15 protein-coding genes and 1 pseudogene are annotated in these 22,567 nt (G+C 40.9%); 8 read left to right on the top strand and 8 right to left on the bottom strand.

Annotation, left to right across the window (positions count from 1 at the left end; translation table 11 throughout):
* Positions 1-468: 468 nt before the first annotated feature.
* On the bottom strand, positions 469-1,692 hold the full coding sequence (locus tag TOL9009_RS0109460) for a glycosyltransferase family 4 protein (protein ID WP_029632587.1): 1,224 nt from the start codon (positions 1,690-1,692) through the stop codon (positions 469-471).
* A 285-nt stretch (positions 1,693-1,977) separates the two neighbouring features.
* On the opposite strand from TOL9009_RS0109460, the gene TOL9009_RS0109455 reads away from it, so the two are divergent.
* Positions 1,978-2,925 carry a glycosyltransferase family 2 protein gene (locus TOL9009_RS0109455; protein ID WP_029632586.1) on the top strand — a complete coding sequence of 316 codons (948 nt, stop codon included), beginning with the start codon at positions 1,978-1,980 and terminating at the stop codon, positions 2,923-2,925.
* A 15-nt stretch (positions 2,926-2,940) separates the two neighbouring features.
* On the opposite strand, the gene TOL9009_RS0109450 is transcribed toward TOL9009_RS0109455, so the two are convergent.
* The gene (locus tag TOL9009_RS0109450; protein ID WP_029632585.1) at positions 2,941-4,491 is read right to left on the bottom strand and encodes an ATP-binding protein; all 1,551 of its coding nucleotides are present in this window, start codon (positions 4,489-4,491) and stop codon (positions 2,941-2,943) included.
* 225 nt (positions 4,492-4,716) lie between these two features.
* Here TOL9009_RS0109450 and TOL9009_RS0109445 point away from each other — a divergent pair, with 225 nt between their 5' ends.
* From TOL9009_RS0109445 to TOL9009_RS0109435, 3 genes are read left to right on the top strand one after another with little or no spacing between them, the layout of a single operon-like run.
* On the top strand, positions 4,717-5,565 hold the full coding sequence (locus TOL9009_RS0109445) for a hypothetical protein (RefSeq protein WP_029632584.1): 849 nt from the start codon (positions 4,717-4,719) through the stop codon (positions 5,563-5,565).
* Between the two features lie 55 nt (positions 5,566-5,620).
* Positions 5,621-7,687: an ATP-binding protein gene (locus TOL9009_RS0109440; protein ID WP_029632583.1), complete on the top strand. Its 2,067-nt coding sequence runs from the start codon at positions 5,621-5,623 to the stop codon at positions 7,685-7,687.
* Positions 7,688-7,719: 32 nt separating this feature from the next.
* Complete coding sequence (locus tag TOL9009_RS0109435; RefSeq protein WP_029632582.1) at positions 7,720-10,299, top strand: DNA translocase FtsK; 2,580 nt, start codon at positions 7,720-7,722, stop codon at positions 10,297-10,299.
* 44 nt (positions 10,300-10,343) lie between these two features.
* On the opposite strand, the pseudogene TOL9009_RS43265 reads toward TOL9009_RS0109435, so the two are convergent.
* A pseudogene (locus tag TOL9009_RS43265) lies at positions 10,344-10,469 on the bottom strand (transposase family protein); the annotation flags it as partial.
* A 1,017-nt stretch (positions 10,470-11,486) separates the two neighbouring features.
* Between TOL9009_RS43265 and TOL9009_RS0109425 the strand changes: the two are divergent.
* Positions 11,487-12,932 (top strand): linear amide C-N hydrolase, encoded by a 1,446-nt coding sequence (locus TOL9009_RS0109425; RefSeq protein WP_029632580.1) that lies wholly within the window; start codon positions 11,487-11,489, stop codon positions 12,930-12,932.
* A gap of 295 nt (positions 12,933-13,227) precedes the next feature.
* Here TOL9009_RS0109425 and TOL9009_RS38695 read toward each other — a convergent pair whose 3' ends face one another.
* Positions 13,228-13,923: a type I restriction enzyme HsdR N-terminal domain-containing protein gene (locus TOL9009_RS38695; protein WP_051502855.1), complete on the bottom strand. Its 696-nt coding sequence runs from the start codon at positions 13,921-13,923 to the stop codon at positions 13,228-13,230.
* A 309-nt stretch (positions 13,924-14,232) separates the two neighbouring features.
* Between TOL9009_RS38695 and TOL9009_RS0109415 the strand changes: the two genes are divergently transcribed.
* Positions 14,233-15,117 (top strand): ParA family protein, encoded by an 885-nt coding sequence (locus TOL9009_RS0109415; RefSeq protein ID WP_029632579.1) that lies wholly within the window; start codon positions 14,233-14,235, stop codon positions 15,115-15,117.
* Between the two features lie 342 nt (positions 15,118-15,459).
* Here TOL9009_RS0109415 and ileS read toward each other — a convergent pair whose 3' ends face one another.
* Entirely contained in the window at positions 15,460-18,321 is a 2,862-nt protein-coding gene (ileS, locus tag TOL9009_RS0109410) for an isoleucine--tRNA ligase (protein WP_029632578.1), read from the bottom strand.
* Between the two features lie 47 nt (positions 18,322-18,368).
* On the opposite strand from ileS, the gene TOL9009_RS49185 reads away from it, so the two are divergent.
* The gene (locus tag TOL9009_RS49185) at positions 18,369-18,494 is read left to right on the top strand and encodes a hypothetical protein (protein WP_260675873.1); all 126 of its coding nucleotides are present in this window, start codon (positions 18,369-18,371) and stop codon (positions 18,492-18,494) included.
* Between the two features lie 112 nt (positions 18,495-18,606).
* Here TOL9009_RS49185 and TOL9009_RS0109405 read toward each other — a convergent pair whose 3' ends face one another.
* Positions 18,607-19,365 (bottom strand): Ycf66 family protein, encoded by a 759-nt coding sequence (locus TOL9009_RS0109405; protein WP_029632577.1) that lies wholly within the window; start codon positions 19,363-19,365, stop codon positions 18,607-18,609.
* Between the two features lie 418 nt (positions 19,366-19,783).
* Here TOL9009_RS0109405 and gndA point away from each other — a divergent pair, with 418 nt between their 5' ends.
* Positions 19,784-21,211 carry an NADP-dependent phosphogluconate dehydrogenase gene (gndA, locus tag TOL9009_RS0109400; RefSeq protein ID WP_029632576.1) on the top strand — a complete coding sequence of 476 codons (1,428 nt, stop codon included), beginning with the start codon at positions 19,784-19,786 and terminating at the stop codon, positions 21,209-21,211.
* Between the two features lie 4 nt (positions 21,212-21,215).
* Here the strand turns inward: gndA and TOL9009_RS47090 are convergent, their stop codons facing one another.
* Positions 21,216-21,371, bottom strand: a complete 156-nt coding sequence (locus tag TOL9009_RS47090; protein ID WP_186227521.1) for a hypothetical protein — start codon at positions 21,369-21,371, stop codon at positions 21,216-21,218.
* Positions 21,352-22,506: a serine/threonine-protein kinase gene (locus TOL9009_RS0109395; protein ID WP_029632575.1), complete on the bottom strand. Its 1,155-nt coding sequence runs from the start codon at positions 22,504-22,506 to the stop codon at positions 21,352-21,354. Before TOL9009_RS0109395 ends, TOL9009_RS47090 begins: the two co-directional genes overlap by 20 nt.
* Positions 22,507-22,567: the final 61 nt, after the last annotated feature.

Below are 22,567 nucleotides of genomic sequence, written 5' to 3'. Positions count from 1 at the left end.
GGTAGCCCCAATACCCAGTCATTGCTCCCAGCAATATGAGCAATACTACTAACCATAATTCATGTCTTCGTCCCCGGATGTGCCTATAGTCTGGGACTTGCTGCAATTGTTCGATCAGATTGTTCATACTTCCAGATTGTCAATTTACGATCGCCTCCCATAAGTATTGTCATTTTTCTCTGTTTGTATGAAACCACCCTGCCTTCCCGGAATAGGGAAGGGGTTGGGGGTTAGGTTTGTATTGCATCGAAGTGCAACCCTACAGCACTTCCCGGTGTCATGAGGTACAAGAACCCCACCCCCAACCCCCTCCCCGCAAGCGATGAGGGGGCTATTATGTACCTCATAACAAAGGAATCTGCTGTAGAAGTTGAAAATGAACTATGCTTTGTCCACAACCCTTGTAGAGACGTAGCACTGCTACGTCTTTACAAACGTTCTGGATAATGCATATTTAAATTTGGTCGATTACCTATTACTCCCAAGACAAACTTGTTCATAAAGTTTACCGGCAGTTTCCCAAGTGAATTGAGTTTCTACTAGTTGTCTAGCGTTGCGAGATAATTCGTTTCGCAGTTGTGGACTATCAAATAGTTGACTAATAACGGTGACGTATTCTGCTGGATTATTTGCCCGTAATGCGCGTAATGGTACACTGAAATCATCTACCGCTAGCCCTTCTAAACCGCGATCGCTTGCCACTATCGGCACACCTGCTGCCATTGCTTCTAAAGTTTTATTTTTAATGCCAAACCCCGTCCGCATTGACACAACGCAGATTGTGGCTTGATGTAAGTATTCTACCATCGAAGGTACGCGCCCAGTAACAGTAATTCCTGGTTTATCCTTCAGTGCTAAAACTTCCGGTGTCGGATGAGAACCAACAATATCAAAAGTTGTATTTGGGTAACGTTTTTGAATTTCTGGTAAAACTTCGTTACTAAAAAAGCAAACAGCATCAATGTTTGGTAAGTTATCCATTGCACCGATAAAAATTAAACGATGTCCCCCCGGATCGGTGATGCGATTGGGGAAGGAAACTAAATCTACACCATTAGGAATAACTTTAATTTCCGTATTTGGCACAAATTTTTGTAATTGAATTTTATCTTCTTCAGTTGTCGCTACAATTACCGAAAATTTGGAGCAGTAATTTTGTTCATAACGACGCAAGAGCGGTAAATTAATTTTGTCTCTGAGTTTATTTTCAGAAATGCCATTTTCTAGTTGATTAAGACAAGTGCCGTAAACAGAACTATGAACATCAACTAAAGTCCGCACCTGTTTCTGAAATTGAGGACGAATATAAATTTCATTAACGCTATGTTCGCAGGTAATTACATCACATTTCCCTGCTTCTACAAAGTTATCAATCCAGTTTTGCATCTCAACTGAGTAGCGGTTTAAGACACTCGGAGGTGTCCCTTGATAGAGAAATGTGCTGAAACGCTGGATTTTTTTTAGTATACCTGTGGCAGTGCCAGAATCGGCGGGACGATCAAAAACGACGAGATTATCGACACAATCCCGCAATTCGGCTATTTCTGCATCTGTGATATGGCGATCGCGTTGGGTCACTAATGTAATAGCATGATGTTGACTGAGATACTTGAGTAAATTAAACGTCCTTACCTGGGTTCCCCCCCGTGTTGGTGGATAGGGAAATGTCGAAGATAGCATTAAGATGTTCATAAAAGCTGATAATTGGGAATAATACCAAGTACAGGGATGATATATATACAATGACCTTAGTCAATAGTTTATGTCATCAGAATTATACCGATATAATTGTTGTCAGCTATTTCTAATTTGAATAAAATACTGATACCAATTCTGTGTGAAGTTGCGCTTTATTGCCCTCAGGCTAGAAGCCTGGGGCTACAAAAACAAAGCCCACCTACGTGGGCTAATAACGGTATGAAGAAAGCAAATTCAAAAACAGTATTTTTACTGTCGTCAATATTAATTTTATAAAATATGCCTAAAGTTACTGTTTCCATTGCCACTTTTAATCGAGTTAATTTACTGCCTTTCGCAATTGAAAGTGTACTCAAGCAGTCTTATCAAGACTTTGAATTAATTATCTGTGATGACGGTTCTGTTGATAGCACACCTGAGTTGATGTCACTGTATACAGATAGCCGAATTAAATATATTCGTCATCCGCAAAATATTGGTAAAAGCAATAATATGCGCTCTGGCTTTGAAGCTGCAACAGGCGAATATTTTATGAAATTTGATGATGATGATCGGCTAACTTCAGATTTTTTAGCGCGTACTGTCGCAATTCTTGATCAAGATTCCAGTATTAGTTTTGTTGGTACCGATCACTGGATAATTGATATTAATAATGTCAGGGATGAAGCGAAAACTCAAGAAAATTCTCGTTTTTGGGGAAGAAAAAGTTTATCGGAGGGTATTGTCGATAATTTGTTGGAAGTTGTGTTTGTTAAACAAAGCTTTCAAATTGGTGCAAGTTTATTTCGTCGCCAAATTTTGCAAGAATTGGGATATATGCTGCCTAATATGCAAAACTGTGAAGATAATGATTTGTTTGTGCGGTTAGCTTTGGCTGGGAAAAAGGGTTATTATTTACCAGAATTGTTGATGGAATATCGCGTTCACGCTGAACAGCAAGGTATTAATCGCGGAATTCGTTATTTAACTGATAAAATAGGATATTTAGAAAATTATAAATTTGATTCCGAAAAGTTGGAAAGAATTAGACAAAACAAGCTTTATGAGACGCAATTATTGTTAGGTTTACGGTTGATTGAAACAGGTGAAACGCAAAAAGGAAGAGAGTTAGTTTTAGCAGGAAAGTCTTTTTCTACTGTTAAAGCTTGGACTGGGTTGGGGTTGTCTATGTTGCCGGTTGGGTTGCGGGGTAAGGCTTTTGATTTGGTGCGGAGTGTAAGGGGATGAAGTGCAGAATGTGTATTATGCCCGAACAATAGTCACAGAACGCCCATTTTTTGTAGTTGTAACTTCACTTGTTAATCGCTCCTCAATGGGCAAAGCCTTGGCACGTAAATCGAAAACAATCAACCAACCAAAATTTACCCCCAACCTTGCCAAATAGGAATCTAACTGCTCAATGCCTGATTCCATTGGATCTCCCCTTTTATCTCGCCAAGCTTTTAACTCAATTCCCAATGTTATATTCCCATATCTGAGACACAAATCCATGCGATCGCGTCCAATTGCATATTCCCGTTCCAGAGTTCCACCCCCATTCACCACACGATGCAAAAATGCCATTAACACCAAATGAGGGGCAATCTCATGATAAGATGCACTACCAAGTAATGGTTCACCATGCTGCCGCCAAAATGCTAAAAACGCCTTTAATAAGTCATCTGTATTTAACTCACCTGACTTAGTTAACCAAGTAGGTGCGATTTGAGGCAAAGAAGCCATCGGTGTCACCGTTAATACTCTAGGTAAAACCTCGCGGTAAATCGGATTAGCGATCGCAAGTCCTCCCAAGGGGTCCATTTTACATAAACCCAGGTCGATAACAAACTGGATATCATCATTAGGCACATTCCCTAGTTCTAAACCTGCAAGTATCGGTTCAATAATTGCCTTTACTCTCGGTTCTCGCAGTCTTTCAGCTAGGGAATCAAGATGAGTATCTTGCCTTTTAATTAGCACTTCTTTAGCTTCGTGAATATGCTCAGGTGTAATTGCGATCGCAGTATCCGTTACCATTTCTTCGACAACTTCTTTAGCAAGGGCATTTACTAACCAAGGTTGTCCCTGAGTCAAGTAAAATGCTGTCTCGATTGCCTCAGGGGTAAAAACTTGTCCCGTGTCGTCGGTGTGTTGTTGGTATAGTTGCGCTACCTCCATCGCATTAAAATCTCTCAAAGTTAGGGAGCGGACTTTGATATTAAAGGGACTGGCTGTATTTAATCTATCGCTCCCCCCAGAAGCAACCTTATAATCCCGCACATCTCGTAAACCGATTAACCCGACAGATAAGGGAAAGTTTTTCGGACGACTGCGATAACCATCACGTAACTGTCGCAAAATCGAAATCAGCGCTTCATCCTGTAAAGAGTCGATTTCATCAATAAACAGAACTAAAGGTCTAGGTGTTGCTTGCGCCCATGCCTGTAAATTAGCTCGAATTCTTTGTCCTGCCTCCCCTTGGGACCAAACAGGTGGTTGTAACTCAGGAGGTAAGTAGACTGCAATTGTATCACGCCAAGCACCAAGAATTGCTAATTCGGCTTTTCCTGGATCATCACTAAAGGGAGCACCTACTTCCGCAGATACCATGACTGCCGCGTAGCTGCCGCTTTCCGTAAGTTGTTTCGCTAATGCCATCATTGCCGTGGTTTTACCAGTTTGCCGAGGAGCGTGGATGACAAAATAGCTTTCTTGGGCAATTAGTCGCTCCAAAGAAGGCAACCTAACAGTTGGGGGTAGCATGTAGTGAATGTCGGCTTTACAAGGACCTGCGGTATTAAACCAACGAGGCATAAGGATTTGAGAACTTTTGGAGGATGTCCTTAGTGTAGCGCTTTCGGTTGCGGGGATGATGCGATCGCATACTCGTAAGAGCACGAAGTAGGGTACAAAAAACGACCTGATTTGCTCCCGGCTCAATGCATGTTCGCATTAATTCTAGCTAGGATAAAAGAATGTGTAAATTATTCCGGTTCGGGCTACAGTAGTGCTGATTCAGATTTAGGCAAGATTACCCGCATGGATACTAACGAATTAAAGTTCTTACTGAAGTTGTTGGGATGTGCCGATTATCGGTCAACTTTAAGTGCCAACATCTTTAGCAGTTTTAAAGGTAAAGACAAAATTTGTCGAGATTTAGGCGATCGCGAATTAGTAGATTATTCCCGCGAGATTGCCGCAGTTAAGATTTTACCACCAGGTAGAGCTTTATTGCAAGAGCCGACAAAAGTGGCGATCGCAGACAAAGAACTGAAGGTGCTGGAGAAGATAAGTAAAGCTTCGGGAAAAATCACCCCCAGCGAAATCACCTCACCCAAAGCTGCTGAACGAGATGCCATCTTAAAAAGTTTAAGCGATCGCGGATTAATTGAAGCTGAACTCAAAATCAAAAAGAGTAAACCTGAGGTTTGGCTGACTGAACGCGGAATTGAATATTTGCGGGATGATTACAGTCCTAACAAAGGCTCTAACCCTGTCATCAGCTTAGAGCTACTGAGTAATTATCTGCGCTTTTTGCGGAAAACTTTGCCCAATAAGCCAGAACCAGTATCTACTTCAGCACCTATCAGTGTAGAGTCTGCTGCTGTAACAATTAGTAATCTCACTGATGAAGAAATTTTACAAACTATCCAGAAATTAGATCGGGAACTGGGTAGTGACAATTATTTGCCAATTTTTCATCTGCGGCAAAAGTTACAACCACCGCTTTCACGGGAAGAATTAGATAAAGCGCTTTATCGTCTAGAAGAAAGCGACCAAATTGAATTAAGTAAGTTGGCAGAACCAGGTGATTATACACCTGAGCAAGTTGAAGCGGGAATTCCCCAATTTAGCGGTGGTTCGTTGTTTTTCATTACAACAATCTAACAATTTACATCTAAATTACGAGCAAGTAACTTTCATTTTTAGCAGGTATTTCAGCATGGCAGAAATTGATAAACTTATTATACAATCGCTTAATCCATTCGATAACTCAGTAGCAGGTAACTTTTGGGAAGAGCAGCAGCCATTTCCTACAGTTGAATCTATTCATCAAAAAGAATTAACCCAAATCAAAAGTGTAATTGGACAGATTTCCCAAGACCATCAAACCCGTAGTTTAATTCTCTATGGTGATTCTGGATCGGGAAAGACTCATTTTATGGGTCAGTTGAAAGAAGAGCTAAACAATCAAGCTTTTTTTGCATATATTGGTCCGTTTCCACAGAGCGACTATATCTGGCAGCACGTATTACGTCATACTGTTGATAGCCTAGTTAATGCTCCAGCAGGACAAGCAGATTCTCAATTAATCCTTTGGCTCAAAAGCTGCTTTTCTACGATTCAGAAGCAGTTAAAAAGCGATCAACAAAAATTTATTGGTAAAATTAAAGGCTTTTTTGGGAAAACAGACGCTGAACGCGATCGCCAAGTATTCATTGACATTCTTAAAAAAACCATTGGCACCACAGGAATTTATAATGCTAATGAATTCTTTGGGGTTCTTTATGACCTGACTAATCCAGATTTGTACTTTTTAGCTTGTGAATGGTTGAAAGGAGATGATTTAGATGAAGTTAGTCTTAAAAAATTAAGAGTTAAGCAATCAATTGATGATGAAGACAAAGCGCAGGGTATCTTGGGCAACTTTAGCAAAATTTCTGCGAAAACTCAGCCGATTGTGTTGTGTTTCGATCAGTTAGAGAACATTGCTCGTTTACCAGATGGCTCTACTGATCTACAAGCTTTATTCAATATCAACTCTACGATTCATAACGGTAAGTGGAAAAATTTACTAATTATCATCAGCATCAGGACAGAGGACTGGCACAACAATTATAAGCGAGTTCATCCCTCTGACATAGATAGAGCTACTATCAGAATTCCATTAAAACGTATCACGCTGGAACAAGGCGAAGCCCTCTTAGCTACTCGACTCTATCCCCTGCACAATCAAGCTAACCCCAAACCTACTTCCCCAATTTACCCATTAAATCGGCAAATGTTAGAAAACGCATTCCTTAGCCGCAAAGCTACACCCCGCGATTTTCTGAATCTAGGGAAACAATTATACCAGGATTATAAAGAATGGGTATTCAGAGATAAACAACCCCCTAAGCCAAAATGGTTAAAGGGTGAAATTCCGCCACCTCCTTGGGAGAAAATTAAAGCAGAATTTGAATTGCTATGGCAGCAGGAATATCAAAAAGTTCAGGGCAAATATACTAAGAGAGCTCTTTTACCTGCACCCGATTTAATTCGGATGTTGCAAGAAGCTTTAGAGGCATTACAAGTACAGGAAATTAAGACCAAACTCATAAGTGGAAAATACGCCAATAATTCTTTGAGTTATCAACAGTCTGGGAAACTGCAACGAGTAGGCGTAGTTTGGGCAGAAGAATCAAACATGCAGACCTTTTTCAATATTATGAATGCTTGCCAAACAGCAATTCAGCAAAATCTCTGTCAAACTTTGTACTTAATTCGCGCTGGAAATTTAGGAAACAAACAGAATGTCGGCAATCAACTCTACAGAAAAATTTTCACATTTACTAATCATCATCATATCAAGCCGGATCTGCCTTCTGTTTGCTACTTACCGACATACCACAGCTTTGTAAATTCTGCACTTGCTAATGAATTGGTGCTTGCAGGCAAAACTATTACTTTGCAAGAATTACAAACTTTAACCCGCGAGTGCAACATTTTGCAAAAGTGTACTTTATTGCAGGAATTAAAAATGGTTTATCCAACAAGTGAAGAAAAAGACAATGGTAACGGTAAACCCGATTTACAACCAGTTAAAAATTTGATGCTGAATCTAGTAAAAACCCAAAGTTTCATAGGATTACCAACTTTAATTAAAGAGACTAAGGCAAAATTTTCTCTAGTAAATGAATCGGAAATGGAAAATTTGATTCAAGAACTATGTCAAGAGCAAAAGGTAGAATATTTTGATCCTAAAGCCAAGCCAGAAGACCAATTAATTTGTTTAGTCACTACAAAATAATCTTTAATACAAAATAGTTGAAATTTTAGCAAATGCAATATTTGACAGAAGCTACTGAAATTCGAGCGCAAATTGCTAAATTCACTTTGGCTAAAACCCTCTGGTTAGATACCGAAATCGCTGACTGGAATACTTCCTATCCCAGATTGTCGCTAATTCAGGTTTTGGCTGCTCCAACAAACTTTACAAGTGAGTATGCTTACATTCTTGATGTCTTAGATAAACCTGATTTGGCAGCATATTTTATTAACCAAATCATGGTTAATCCTCAAATAGAAAAACTATTTCATAATGCCAGCTTTGATTTAAAATATCTGGGGGGACAGCTAGCACAAAATGTTACCTGTACTTTAAAAATAGCCAGAAAAATAACTCGTGAAGTATTACAAGTAACGAACTTACAACTTAAAACCTTAGCAGGAGAACTTTGCAACTTTTCTAATGTAGATAAAGAAGAACAAGCAAGCGACTGGGGAAAGCGTCCTCTCAGCCAAAAGCAGCTACAATATGCGGCAATGGATACAGTTTATTTGGCTGCTGTGCATCGTCGCTTATTAGAAATATCTAATCCCAATGCTGTAAATAATATTTTTAATATGATATCTAATGACTCAAAGCCATTAACAGAAACATCTGAAAATTCATCTTTAAATGTTACTAAAGTCCGAGTTGCATTTGAATGCCCGCGTCTGTTTTATTTGAAGCAACACTTTGGGGGTAATACCTTATTTCTCCCACGAGATACCGCAATAGGTATTGGGAACATATTTCATCAATTAGCAAATGAATTTATCAAGTTAGCCACTCTTGAACCGCGATTTAAAGAGTTGTTTAAACCACCCGCAACCCAGTTGCAGGTAGAGGAAATTGCCTCTAGTATGCAACAGCTTTTTTATGAAATAAAGTTCTCCTCTTACCTGCAACAAGCTAAAAAAAATCCCAGCCAAGCACCAGCACTTTACAAACTTTGGCAGGGATTACAAGGACTAATCCGACGCTTTGCGGAATTGTTAGTAATTAATCGGCGTTTTTGCAATGCAGAAACAGTTATTGCTAACACTTTTGTCTCTGAAGAACGCAAACTTGAACATTACTTTAATCTAGCTGACGGTACACAACAACGGGTAGCGGGAGAATTTGATTGTTTAGTCTTCAACTTTGAAAAAAAGCGCTTATGTGTGGTAGAGTTTAAAACCTATCTGCCAGCCGATCCATCAGCGCAATTAGCCCAAGTTGCTCTTTATAGTTATATGCTTTGGCAAAAGAAAAAGGTAGCTGTTGACTCAGCGGTTTACTGTGTTTTGCCAGAATTTAAAGAGTATCACTATTCTTGGGAACAGCTAGAAAATACTGTACATCAGTTGATTCCTTATAAGTTACAACAAATGCAGCAATGGCTGACTTGGGAACCACCATTACCTAATTCACCACCAACCACAACCCAGCCTCATTTGTGCGAAATTTGTCCGCAGCAGCAAAAGTGTCAAAGTTACTTTGTAGAAGAATTTGAGGAATCTTTTAATAAACAGGAAGAACAGGTTTCTCACACCGCAAAAAAGCATCAGCAATCATTCAATGCCGATGCTATAGGTGAAGAATTAGTTACTACTTTGCAATCTTTTAATATTGGTGTAGATTACCACGGTGCGGCTGTTGCTCCTAGTTTCATCAGAGTTAAACTGAAACCTCATTTAGGTGTTAAAGTTAGTTCTCTACTGAGGTTATCTGCCGATTTGCAAGTACAGTTGGGGTTAGCTAATCCGCCGTTGATTTCTCCTCAAGCTGGATATGTTAGTGTTGATTTGCCTCGTTTAGATAGGCAAGTTGCTAAGTTTGAGGAGTATGTTCAACATCAATTTTTGCCCTCAACCGCACCTGTAAAAATTGCCCTTGGGGTGAATTTAGAAGGGCAGTTGGTAGAAGCTGATTTATCCGATCCGAATACTTGTCATTTTTTGGTTGGGGGTACAACTGGTAGCGGGAAGAGTGAATTTTTGCGATCGCTTCTCCTGAGTCTCCTGGTTCGTCATTCCCCGCAAAACCTCAAAATTGCCCTTGTCGATCCCAAACGTGTCACCTTTCCCGAATTTGAGCAGATACCGTGGTTGTATTCACCAATTGTCAAAGAAAGCGATCGCGCTATTGAATTGATGGATGAACTAGTGGCAGAAATGGAATCACGTTATCAGCGATTTGAAAAAGCTGGATGCGCTGATTTGAATGGTTACAATCAACCTTCCCGTCAGCTTTTGCCTCGCATTGTCTGCATCTTTGATGAATATGCCGACTTTATGGCAGAAAAAGAAATTCGCACCGCACTAGAACAAAGTATCAAACGATTGGGTGCAAAAGCAAGAGCCGCAGGTATTCATCTAATTATTGCCACGCAACGTCCTGAAGCTAAAGTTGTTACTCCCTTAATTCGCTCAAATCTTCCCGGAAGAGTTGCTTTGCGAACAGCTAGCGAAGCAGATTCAAAAATTGTCTTAGGTGGTACACAAACAGCAGCTGCATCTCTCTTGGGTAAAGGTGATTTACTTTACCAAATTGGTAATAATTTATTGCGGTTGCAAAGCTTATTTGCAACAACTATTCAACTGCCGTCTGTATAAATTAAAGTGCCGCTACCCTGCTATAATCTGACGCAAATATCGTTTGGGTCGATGAATTCAAATACTCGACGGAAGGTGTCATCAGATGGAATACCGTTTGGTAATGCCAAAAACTCTTCTAACCACTGTTGCTTGCTGATGCCATAATTCTCAATATCTTCCCACCCTTGTTTTGATGTCAGATATCAAAACCTTTACTATTCGGGAATCCTACCTTTTTTTGTCCCAAAAAAACAAGTCATCTTCATATCCTAAAATTATCAGCCAATTTCAATTAGTATTAATACGTAATTATTTGTAATAAATATCCTAATTATACTGAAATTAGTTTTTAGCGATCGCACGTTTTTTATCCGACCTCACCAAATCGCGTTGCTCCCCATGTGTAACTACTTATCGTGTCCGCAGCAGACAAGTTATCCTTCTAGTCACAATAAGGCTGGCGATTTTCGGATGGTACATGCAATAACCAACAACTGTACTGCTTTTAAGCTACTTATAGCTGTGTATAAAGCAAATTCCGTATCAAATGTATTGTGGGTTACTTTACAAACAGCACTGATATGAGACATCTTAAAAGATGAAATGAAAAATAAAGCTACCTCGGCTAGACTTGCTCCACAGGCACAAGAATACTGACTACTTGAGTATATTTTGCTGGAGGCAGGAGGCAGAAGGCACCCAAGCTTAAAAACGTGGGATGAAAGTAAGGAAGCCGTATTTCTTGCGCTACGCTTCTCAAAATACATTTTTATTGCAAAGTCTGCCGGGGGGAGTATCCCCAAGGGCAGTAGCTTTGGAGAGGTACTTTCTCCCGCGAGCTTTGGGTTTTGGTGGGCGCTACTCCCACCTTTCAAGGGTAGGTTTTTTGCAATCTCGATAATACTTGAGAATTTTCTCAAGTGATTAACGTGGTTTGGTCGTTTCAAGATTTAAGCATTGGCTGGAATCGTCAAAAAATCACCAAATAAAAAATACCTACCCTTGTAAGGCTACTCCCACCCCGCATATGATTTTAATAATTTTTACCTTCTGCCCTCTGCCTTTCTGTGTAAAAGTGAGCTATGGATTCAGGTCTGGCAAGTCAACCCACGATGCAAACGAACAAGTATCCATGTATCTTTGCTATCAGCGATATCAGCAAAGATGCATGAATACTTGATGCTGATATCAAAGGAAATAAATGTATGAAACTTAACTTCAGGGCTTTATCATTAGCTATATCGTCTCTACTGATTGGAATTGCTGCGCTAGTGGTCTGTGACCTCACGCAAGTATCCTGGAATAGTCATCAAGTATTGAATAATTTGATGAATGATTTACACTTTGGAATCATACCACTAGTATTACTCGGTTGTACTCGTATAATCTATAGTCCTAAAGAGGGCGAATTTATTACCGTCCGTTCTATGGACTGGCGTGACTATGATATGTCCTTAAGTGTATGGGTGTCACCACGTTCAACCGACGCCAACAAGATAACACGGAAAGGTGCTGATGGCAGCATGAAGGGGAATCAAAAGGCACTAGAGTGGGAACCCAAGTATGGCAGCATTGTGATATGTAATTATGAAGTTGCTACGACCGATGGTATGAATGACCAGGGCTTAGTTGCTAATGCGCTTTTTCTACCATCGGCTGATTATGGGCCTAAAGACAAGCTTGACAAGCCCTATTTAGCAATTTCTGGTTTGGCACAGTATGTGCTTGATACATACGAATCCGTCGAAAAAGCTGTAGTCGGCTTAAAAGAGGAGAAGTTTCGTGTTTTTACAGATAAAATTGCGGTATATCGTGGGTACCCCCAGCGAACAGCTCTTGATATTACGTTATATCTAGTGCTGTCAGATAAAAGCGGAGATTCGGCGATCTTTCAATACATTCAAGGCGAAGGAGGAGACTACGAGTTAAAGGTATACCACAAGCCAGAGGATAAAGTGTTGACTAACTCGTACAAAGTAGCGACTAACTCCTTGTATGATGGTCAATTAAAAATTTTAGAAAATTTTGGAAAAAAAGCTGAAGAAGAAATTAATTGGGATTCTCAAGAGTTTTCATGGGATGATGTTATAAACCCTGACGATCATAAAAAACCTCCTGTAAAAGACTTGAATCCGCAGATGAATGGCACTCAGATGCGATTTATCCGCGCCTCATTCTACAGCGATAGAACTGAACAAACCACTGAGCCAAAAGTACGTTATCCTAGGAGTGAATTAACAAACATTGATGCAGGCTCTTGGACAGAAAAATGGACATATGAAGAAAAGATAGCTAGAGCTTTTTCATTGATTCGTAATCTGTCAACACCTTTAAGTGTTAAGGGTGGTGAGAATCCATTTCTTTCCTCTACCCTCTGGCGTACTGTTGCAGATCAAACAAATAAGCGCTACTTCTTTGAATCTGCTAGGAGTATATATCCACTGTACTTTGACCTACCTGAACTTTTAGAAAATCTAAAAACATTCCTAAAGCTTGATCTATATCTTCCGGCAGAATACGAGGATGATCCAAATGAGATTAGCCTACAGAAGGATCAAATGAAAGAAAAACCAGAAAAGGTAGGCAAAATTGAGAAAGAAACCTTTACGGAAGTAGCATTAACAGATTGGTTTAGCTTTGACCCTTTCTAACAAGTACCAAATTAATTGGACTGTTGTGCAATTTTGTTGCTAGAAGCTCATCTTCAATTACAAAGAAAGGCAGAAGTACGAAGGCAGTCCCAATGAAACAAGTTTCACCACCAAGCATGAAAGAGGTTTCTTCCCCTACACCCCACACCCCACCCCCTTACACCCCTCTTTCAAGCTAGAGAGCAGTCTCCATGCGCGGCGATCGCTCACCACCAATCATGAAAATAGCGTCACTCAAGAACCAAGAACGTATTTTGGTTGTTTCAGCCGCTATTTTCAAGTGTGGGGTCAATGATCAAGTGACATCTCCTACACTCAATCGGTACTCCGATTGAGTGTAGGAGATGTCACATACAGTAATAATCATTGCTTGACGTTCCTTTTTAGATTCAGTGATTAAAGATGCTTTTTCAAGCTTTGTAGCACTTGCAAAATATTTTTTGCTTTCGTTGGATAAATTTTTGTCTTTCGGGAATAGTTGATAAATTGAATTGATAAATTTGAAACGTAATTGCTGTTCATTTTGATATAATTCTTGATAAACTTCCAAGCAAGTTTGTTTACATAAAAATTTTTCAAATAAGTGAAAATTTTCGATAAATTCATTTTGAAAATAATCGAGAAGAACCGTAGGTTTTTGATTGTAATTATAAAGTAAACGAAACTGATAGCCATTCGTTAAAAGCCCCAGAATGGCTGCGGTTTGACGCATATATTTATTAATTTGCCAAACATTATGAGCAATGTTTTTATTGGCAGCTTTAGCCTCAATTACTAAATAAGGTGCGTATGGTATGGCTGAACTTGGTGGAAGTACCAAAAAGTCAAGTTTAGATTTGCCGACTATAGCTTGAGGCTCCCAATCTGTATGACTGTAACCGAGAATTTGCAGCAGTGGCGCTATAATCTTCTTTTCTACGTCTGATTCACTACTATGAGGAGCGATCGCTTGAAAAATATTTCGCAGAGTTGAAGCATAGTTGGCAGTCATACTAGCATGGCAAGGAATGCATCTATACAATTTTATCTACATAATCCCTCAGTGTGTAAAAAATTTCTATTTTGCTGCGAGTAAAATACGATTGACAGCTTGCGTAGGAGCTGAATATACCAGCAGTAAGTACCCTTACCCGCCAACAATGCACCTTTCACTGCTATAATGCTGACTGCCTTAAAGTGGTTAAAATCGCCAAAATCGCTTTTTGGAATGTCGCCAAATCTTAAATTAACCAAAAATTTTCAATTGATAACTAAACGTGTACGCTACCTAAATAAAATACCTTATCAGAGGACTTAACTAATGGGATATGTAATCGCAACCGCAAATATGAAAGGTGGTGTGGGCAAAACCACCCTCACAGTTAATTTGGCTACTTGTTTAGCAAAAAATCACAATAAGCGTGTACTTGTCCTGGATTTAGATAGTCAAATTAGCGCTACACTCAGTCTGATGTCACCACTGGAGTTTGCCAAACGTCGCAAACTATCACGGACATTTAGATATCTGATAGACCAAATTATTAATCCACAACCAAACCCAAAACTAGGGATTTACGATATTATTCAATCCGACGTTTGTAAACTTCCCAATCTCGATATCTTACCCGGAGATATTGACTTGTATGATGAATTTGTAATTTCGGAAATGCTACATCAACAAGCAATTACTTTAGGAGAACAAGACTTTGAAACTATTTGGAATCGCTTTGAAAGAGTCTTGGTGGGGAAAATTTTAGAACCAGTGCGGCAAGAATATGATTTTATCCTTTTGGATTGCGCTCCTGGCTATAATCTATTGACTCGTAGCGCTTTAGCTTGCAGTGACTTCTATATACTTCCTGCGAAACCAGAACCTTTATCTATAGTCGGTATTCAACTGCTGGAAAGACGCATTGCTAAATTAAAAGATAGTCACGAACATGAGGCAAAAATTAATATAAAAATGCTGGGAATTGTATTCAGTATGTTAAGCAACAACATTCTTAATGGAAGATATTACAAACAAGTAATGCACCGCGTTGTCGAAGATTTTGGTACTGAAAAAATTTGTAAGACACAAATACCAGTTGATGTAAATGTTGCTAAGGCTGTTGATAGTTTTATGCCTGTTGTTTTAACTAGTCCTAATTCAGCGGGATCGAAAGCGTTTATTCAGTTAACTCAAGAGTTGTTGCAAAATCTTTAAATTAGGAGTTTCTAACCCCTTTCCCCCTCTTTTTCATCAATATCCCGCCTTAGAATAAATTCTAAGGTTAATAGCACAAGTCTACTAAAGTAGACTCATATCATGTCCGGAAAATTACTTATGATGTAAAGACGTTCCGGTGGAACGTCTCTACCACGGTTGCGACGTTTTTATTACTGTTAATTAAACGGACATGATATCAAATAATACGATGTCTGGGCAATGACCAATAATTCATGAAGAACCCCTCCCCAACCCTCCCCGCAAGCGGGGAGGGTGCCACAGGCGGGTGGGGTTCTTTTATTATGTTATTTTGCAACCGTGGGGAATTACGCCAATTTGTTAAAATCTCCCAGCCAAAGCTGCAACACACCGATCGCAAATTAAAGGATGCTCTGTTGATTCTCCCACATGAGTGGAGTAGTTCCAGCAGCGATCGCACTTTTGCCCTTCTGCATCCACTACCCCAATTCCCCATGCATCAGATTGCAAGTTGTATTTCAACTCTTGCAATGCTTCGGGAGTATCCAACACTTCCACCTGGGAAGTGATAAACAAATAGCGTAGTTCATCTACACCATTACCAACGTCTGGATTTAGTGCTTTTACAGAAACCCGTAATTGCTCAGAAGCCACATACAGCAAAATTTTCGCTTCCAAAGGAGCGCCAATCATTTTCTCCATTCTGGCAGTATCTAACACCTTATTTACATCAGTGCGAATTTGCCGAATTTGTTGCCACAATTGAGCTAATTCTGGATTATGCCACTTTTCGTCTACTTGCACCCAACCGGCTTCAAACACCGATTTATAAGGCGTTTTATAAGGCAGATATTGCCAGATGTCTTCTGCCATGTGAGATAATACTGGTGCGATCGCTCGTGCTAAATTTTCTAAAGCTACCTGCAACACCGTTTGACAACTGCGACGCCGGAAAGCATCACTCGCACTGATGTACAATCTATCTTTGGCAGCATCTAAATAAAAGTTGGATAAATCCACCACGCAGAAATTCTGCACCGTTTGGAAAAAGCGGAAGAATTGGAAACTATCAAACGCTTCCGTCACTTCCTTAAACACTTCCGTCATCCGATGCAACATGTAACGGTCAAGTTCTGGCAATTCTTCAAAGGGTACTGTATCTTTGTCTGGGTCAAAGTCGTGCAAATTACCTAACAAAAACCGTGCCGTATTGCGAATCTTTTGCCGCACATCAGCAAGTTGCTTGAGGGTATTTTTCCCAATCCGCTGGTCAGAGGTATAATCTACTGACGAAACCCACAAACGCAAAATGTCAGCACCATAGGGTGGTTCTTCTTTTTGATTTTTTCCACCTTTGATAATGACTGCTGGATCAATGACATTGCCCAGAGATTTACTCTGCTTGCGTCCTTGTTCGTCCAACGTAAAACCGTGAGTTAACACAGTTTTGTAAGGTGCAATGCCATTAACCGCGACACTGGTAAGCAAACTGGACTGAAACCAACCGCGATGTTGGTCTGAACCTTCCAGATAGATATCAGCAGGGTAGCGCAATTCTGGACGCTGCTTGGCAACAGCTGCCCAAGATGAGCCAGAATCAAACCAGACATCCATTGTATCAGTACCTTTCCGGTAAGATTTACCGTTATGGCGATACTGTTCTGGCAATAACTCTTCTACCGACAATTCCCACCAAGCATCGGAACCTTTTTCAGCAACGATCGCTTGAACGTAAGCAATAGTTTCTGCATTTAACAATGGTTCGTTAGTTGCTTCATCGTAGAAAACCGGAATTGGTACACCCCAACTGCGCTGACGGGAAATACACCAATCAGAACGTTCCGCAACCATTGGTGTGATGCGATTTTCTCCTTGTGCGGGAACCCATTTTACCGAAGCGATCGCTTTCAATGCTTCTTCTCGAAATCCTTCTACTGAAGCAAACCATTGTTCGGTAGCGCGGAAAATCGTCGGCTTTTTCGTCCTCCAGTCGTAAGGATATTTATGCTGGTACGCTTCCTCTTTCAACAAAGAACCCGCAGCTGCCAACGCATCAATCACCGCTTGATTTCCATCACCGAGCACATTCAACCCAGCAAACTGTCCCGCTTCCGAGGTAAAATTACCATAATCATCAACTGGCGCGAGGATAGGCAAACCGTAACGCTGACCTACGATGTAGTCTTCTTGACCGTGACCGGGTGCGGTATGTACCAAGCCAGTACCGGACTCAGTAGTGACATAATCACCCCCAATCAGAATCGGACTTTGGCGATCGTATAACGGATGACGGTAAGTAGAATGTTCTAAATCTTTCCCTTTCACTGTGGCTTTCACCGTCAACTCATTTCCCAAAGTTGCCGATAAACGTTCTACTAAATCAGCAGCCACAATCAGATATCTTTGCGTTTCTGCGACTTCCACCACGGCATAATTGAGGTCAGGATTTAACGCTACTGCTAAATTCCCCGGAATTGTCCAAGGTGTTGTCGTCCAGATAGCCACACCTAATTCTGGCAAAAACTCACCCAATGTCGCTTTCACCGCTTCCGATAAACTCACCATCTTGAAAGCCGCATAGATACTCCGGGAAGTGTGACCTTCCGGATATTCCAACTCAGCTTCAGCTAAAGCGGTTTGAGAGCTGGGACTCCAATGCACAGGTTTTAAACCGCGATAGATGTAGCCTTTTAACAGCATCTCACCGAAAACACCGATTTGCGCCGCTTCATATTCGGGATTCAAAGTTAGATAAGGATGATCCCAATCGCCCCAAACACCATAACCTTTAAAATTGTGACGTTGGTCATCTACCGTAGCTAAAGCAAATTCTTTCGCTTTTTGTCGCAGTTGTAAAGATGTCAAATTTTGCCGTTCTGCCGATTTCATATTCTGCAAAACTTTCAATTCAATCGGCAATCCGTGACAATCCCAACCTGGAACGTAGCGAACTTTACGCCCACGCAGCAACTGATAGCGATTAATAATGTCTTTGAGAATTTTATTTAAAGCATGTCCAATATGCAGCGAACCATTAGCGTAGGGTGGTCCATCATGCAGTATAAATAATTCGCCTGGGTTTTCTTGAGACAGGCGATCGTAAATTTTGTTTTCTGACCAAAATTTTTGGATTTCCGGTTCACGCTTCACAGCGTTTGCCCGCATATCAAAGTTAGTTTTGGGCAGGTTTACAGTATCTTTGTAGCTTCCAGTTTCTGTCACGGTGCTGATTTTCAAAGAATAATAAAGTTCGATTCTCACTATTATCCATGAGAATTTCTAATGTCTTCAACTTGGATGCTTTACCACCAGCAGATATCTCTACCGCAGGAAAGATTCCTAATATTGAGTTTATGGTAATACATACCACTTATTTTAATTGTAGTACATTGTAACGCATTCTGTAGTAAGCGCTTCAGCGCTTCTTGTAGAGACGCGAAATTTGAGCCAGCGCGTTGCGGAGGTTCCCTCCGTTGTAGCGTCTGGCGTCGCGTCTCTACAAATTACCTAATTCCTTGGTTGTTGCTTATCTGTTGGTTCTTCTGCTGGGGGAGCAAGTACAGCATCAGGAGCAATTTCCTCAACCGGAGTTTTTGCTAATTCAGTCACAGCAGCTTCTTCAGCGGCAGCAGCTTCTTTTGCAGCTTCTACTAATTCAGGTGCAGGGGGGTTAGGAGGAATTGCTTGGGGTACAATTTCGTTTTTTGCTTCGGTGTCTGTGGTTACAGCTTGTTCTGTAGTGATGTCAGAACTTGTGGGAGTGGTTACAGTTTGTTCTGGTATGGGCGATCGCTTGTCAACTACCTCAAGAGGAGATTTACTTGTAGGTGCAGAAGTTGTTTGAGGCGTCTTTTTACTTAAAGTTTGTTGTGCCTTGTCTTTAACTCCAGAGAAAACACCACCAATGCCTTTTGGGATTTGAGAAAGGCGCTGTGGAAGTGAGATATTAGAAGCTTGATTCTCAATAGTATTTGCCAGCGCTTCAGGACTGGGGATCGGGGTTTGTTGCGTCTTTGGTGTCACTTGCCGACGTAATGACAGAGTTTGCGTTATCGACCAACCCAAAAGCGCGACACTAGCCACATGACCAAGTAAAAGACCCCCGGTAATGCGTCGGGCAAATACCCATAATACTAAAGCGTAGAAAAATCCTACACCACTCCAAATAAAATCATTCTTGCGATGGATTTCAGGGAAAAAGAAAGCCGCTAAATAAATGGCTAAACTACCAAGACCGACAGCCAAAGCTAGGACATATGCCAGCATTTTGTGGTTACTCCTTACTGTGTCATTTGACTTGTGAATTCAGAAGTCAGGAGCCAGAAGCCAGAATACTTTCTATGAGACTAGCGTATGACTCGTTAATGAAAGCGAACTTACTTTGAGGCAGGGAAAAAAAATTCAAAACCTCTTTAATACTGTATCGTTTTATGGTTCAGATTCTTCTGGCTCTTGTAAAGACGCGAAATTTCGCGTCTCTACAACTTTGTGACTCCTCATCTTTCATTTTGCAAATTTTGCCGTAAAATTGTTGAGTAGGATACAAATTAAAATTAATTATCTATAATTAGGTGTGGATTTTTGTAGTCCTAAAGAACTCTTAATCTCTTCTTTAGGAGAGAAGGTAAAGTCTCGTACTACCCTTAAAGATGAAAGGATCTGCAAGAGTTAGCCAAAAGAATTTATGACCCTACAAAGCTTTGGTGTGATTGGTTTAGCCGTTATGGGTGAGAACATCGCTCTGAATGTCGAGCGTAATGGTTTCCCAATTGCAGTTTACAACCGCTCACGCGAGAAAACCGATGCCTTCATGGCACAGCGTGCCCCAGGAAGGAACGTAAAAGCTGCTTTTACCCTGGAAGAGTTTGTTGCCTCTCTTGAACGTCCCCGCAAAATTTTAGTGATGGTGCAAGCTGGTAAACCAGTGGATGCAGTAATTGCCCAGCTAAAACCTCTGCTGTCTGAAGGCGATATTATTATTGACGGTGGTAACTCTTGGTTTGAAGATACTGAAAGACGCACCAAAGAATTAGAACCAGACGGATTTCGGTTTATTGGGATGGGTGTCAGTGGTGGTGAAGAAGGAGCGCTAAACGGTCCTTCACTCATGCCTGGAGGTACAGAAAGCTCCTATGAGTATCTATCGCCAATTTTTACGAAAATCGCCGCCCAAGTTGATGATGGTCCTTGTGTGACTTACGTGGGTCCTGGTGGCGCCGGTCACTATGTAAAAATGGTACACAACGGCATTGAGTACGGCGATATGCAACTTATCGCTGAAGCTTACGATTTGCTGAAAAATGCTGCCGGTCTTGACCCTAGTCAGCTACATGAAGTTTTTGCTGAATGGAACACCACTGACGAACTGAACTCGTTTTTGATTGAAATTACAGCAAATATTTTCCCCTACATTGACCCAGATACAAATCTACCTTTGGTGGATTTGATTGTGGACGCCGCAGGGCAGAAGGGTACAGGACGCTGGACTGTGCAAACTGCGTTAGAATTAGGAGTGGCTATTCCCACAATCACAGCGGCAGTAAATGCACGGATTATGTCTTCGATTAAAGATGAGCGGGTTGCTGCATCGAAGATTCTCACAGGTCCAACTGGCAAGTATGACGGACAGACCAAAGACTTTATCAATATGGTGCGCGATGCTCTATATTGCTCTAAAATCTGCTCATACGCTCAAGGCATGGCACTTTTAAGCACAGCTTCCAAAGCGTATAATTTTAACTTGAATTTAGGTGAAATGGCGCGGATTTGGAAAGGTGGCTGTATTATTCGTGCTGGATTCTTGAATAAAATTAAGAAAGCTTTTGACGAAAATCCTGCACTACCTAACTTGCTATTGGCTCCAGAATTCAAGCAGACGATTCTTGACAGACAAGGAGCTTGGCGTGAAGTGTTAGCGACAGCAGCTAAACTGGGTATTCCCGTACCCGCATTTAGTGCGTCATTAGATTATTTTGACAGCTATCGACGCGATCGCCTACCCCAAAACCTCACTCAAGCACAACGCGATTACTTCGGAGCGCATACTTACTTGCGTACTGATAAACCTGGTACCTTCCACACAGAATGGGTGCCAATTGCTGAAACTAAGTAAGCTTTCACACCTCTACATTTTGTGAAACTTTAAAACGTTCAGGTTGGAGATTTGAGGGTGACTCTGAATTTTTCAGAGTCACTTTCTTTTTGGGCATTGGGCATTGGGCATGGGGCATTGGGCATGGGGCATTGGTAATTTTAGGGATTATTATTCCCAAGAAATTTCTTTTTTAATTCTTCTAATTCTTCATCTATTTCGCTTTTGCTGGAAGGTTGAGATGTTGGTTGTGGTGGTGGTTGTATGTTTTTTTGAGGTTTGCTACCCCCAAGAAATTGTGATTTCATTTCTTCTAATTCAAAATCAATTTGGCTGCGGGGTTTGATGACAACCGCAGGTGGAGAAGTTGGGAGTGGCTGAATTACGGGTTTTGCTGATTTGGCAGCTACATGTGGCTGTTGATTCAAATCTTTAAGAACTTCATCTACTGTTTTGTAGCGACGCACAGGGATGCTTTCTAGCATTTTATCCAGGACTCTACCTAACTGATCGTTTATGGGGGTTTCTAGGTATTGCCGCCAAATCCAAGTATCGTTGTGGATATCATAGGAGTCAAAAGGCGATCGCTCTGTTAACAATCTAATACAAGTTGCACCCAAACTGTAAATATCGCTGGCAAAAATAGCTTTTCCTCTAATTTGTTCTGGTGCTACATATTCCGGGCTGCCTATACTTGTACCAGTTTGATTTAAAGCTGCGTTACTAGCAATTTTAGCTGCACCAAAATCTACTAAAACTAGATCCCCTCTTGCCCCCCTTTCTAAGGGGGGTTGGGGGGATCGTCGAATAATATTTTCTGGCTTAATATCGCGATGAATAACTTGTCTTTGATGACAAAATTGCAACACTGATAATAAATCATTCAGTAATTGCCGTATCTGCGTTTCGTTGAAAGCGCCGTTTTGGGCTGATTCCTGCGCTAGATTTTGCCCATCAATGAATTCTTGGACGAGAAACTGGCGATCGTCTTGGGTAAAATATGCTAAAAGTTCGGGAATTTGCGGATGTTTGCCCAATTCATCTAAGCGCATCGCTTCTTGGGTAAACAATTCAACGGCTTTTTGTAAGGTGCTGGTGCCTTGGGCTTGGGGGTAAAATTGTTTAATTACACAACGCGGTTTTGAAGGTTTATCCTCATCCACTGCCAAAAAAGTGATGCCAAAACCACCTTGTCCTATCGGTTTGATAGCACGGTAGCGTTCTTTGAGGATTAATTTGGAACCGCAAGTTTGGCAAAACTTGATATTATCAGCGTTTTCTGGTTTTGGACACCGGGGATTGAGACAGTAGCTCATGTTGAGGATTTTGGGATTAAAGTCAGCGACTCCATCACGAGAGCCGCTGCTCTACAAAACC

This window comes from [Scytonema hofmanni] UTEX 2349, from assembly GCF_000582685.1.
GTDB lineage: Bacteria > Cyanobacteriota > Cyanobacteriia > Cyanobacteriales > Nostocaceae > Hassallia > Hassallia hofmanni.
This window is presented reverse-complemented; position numbering and strand designations above follow the sequence as displayed.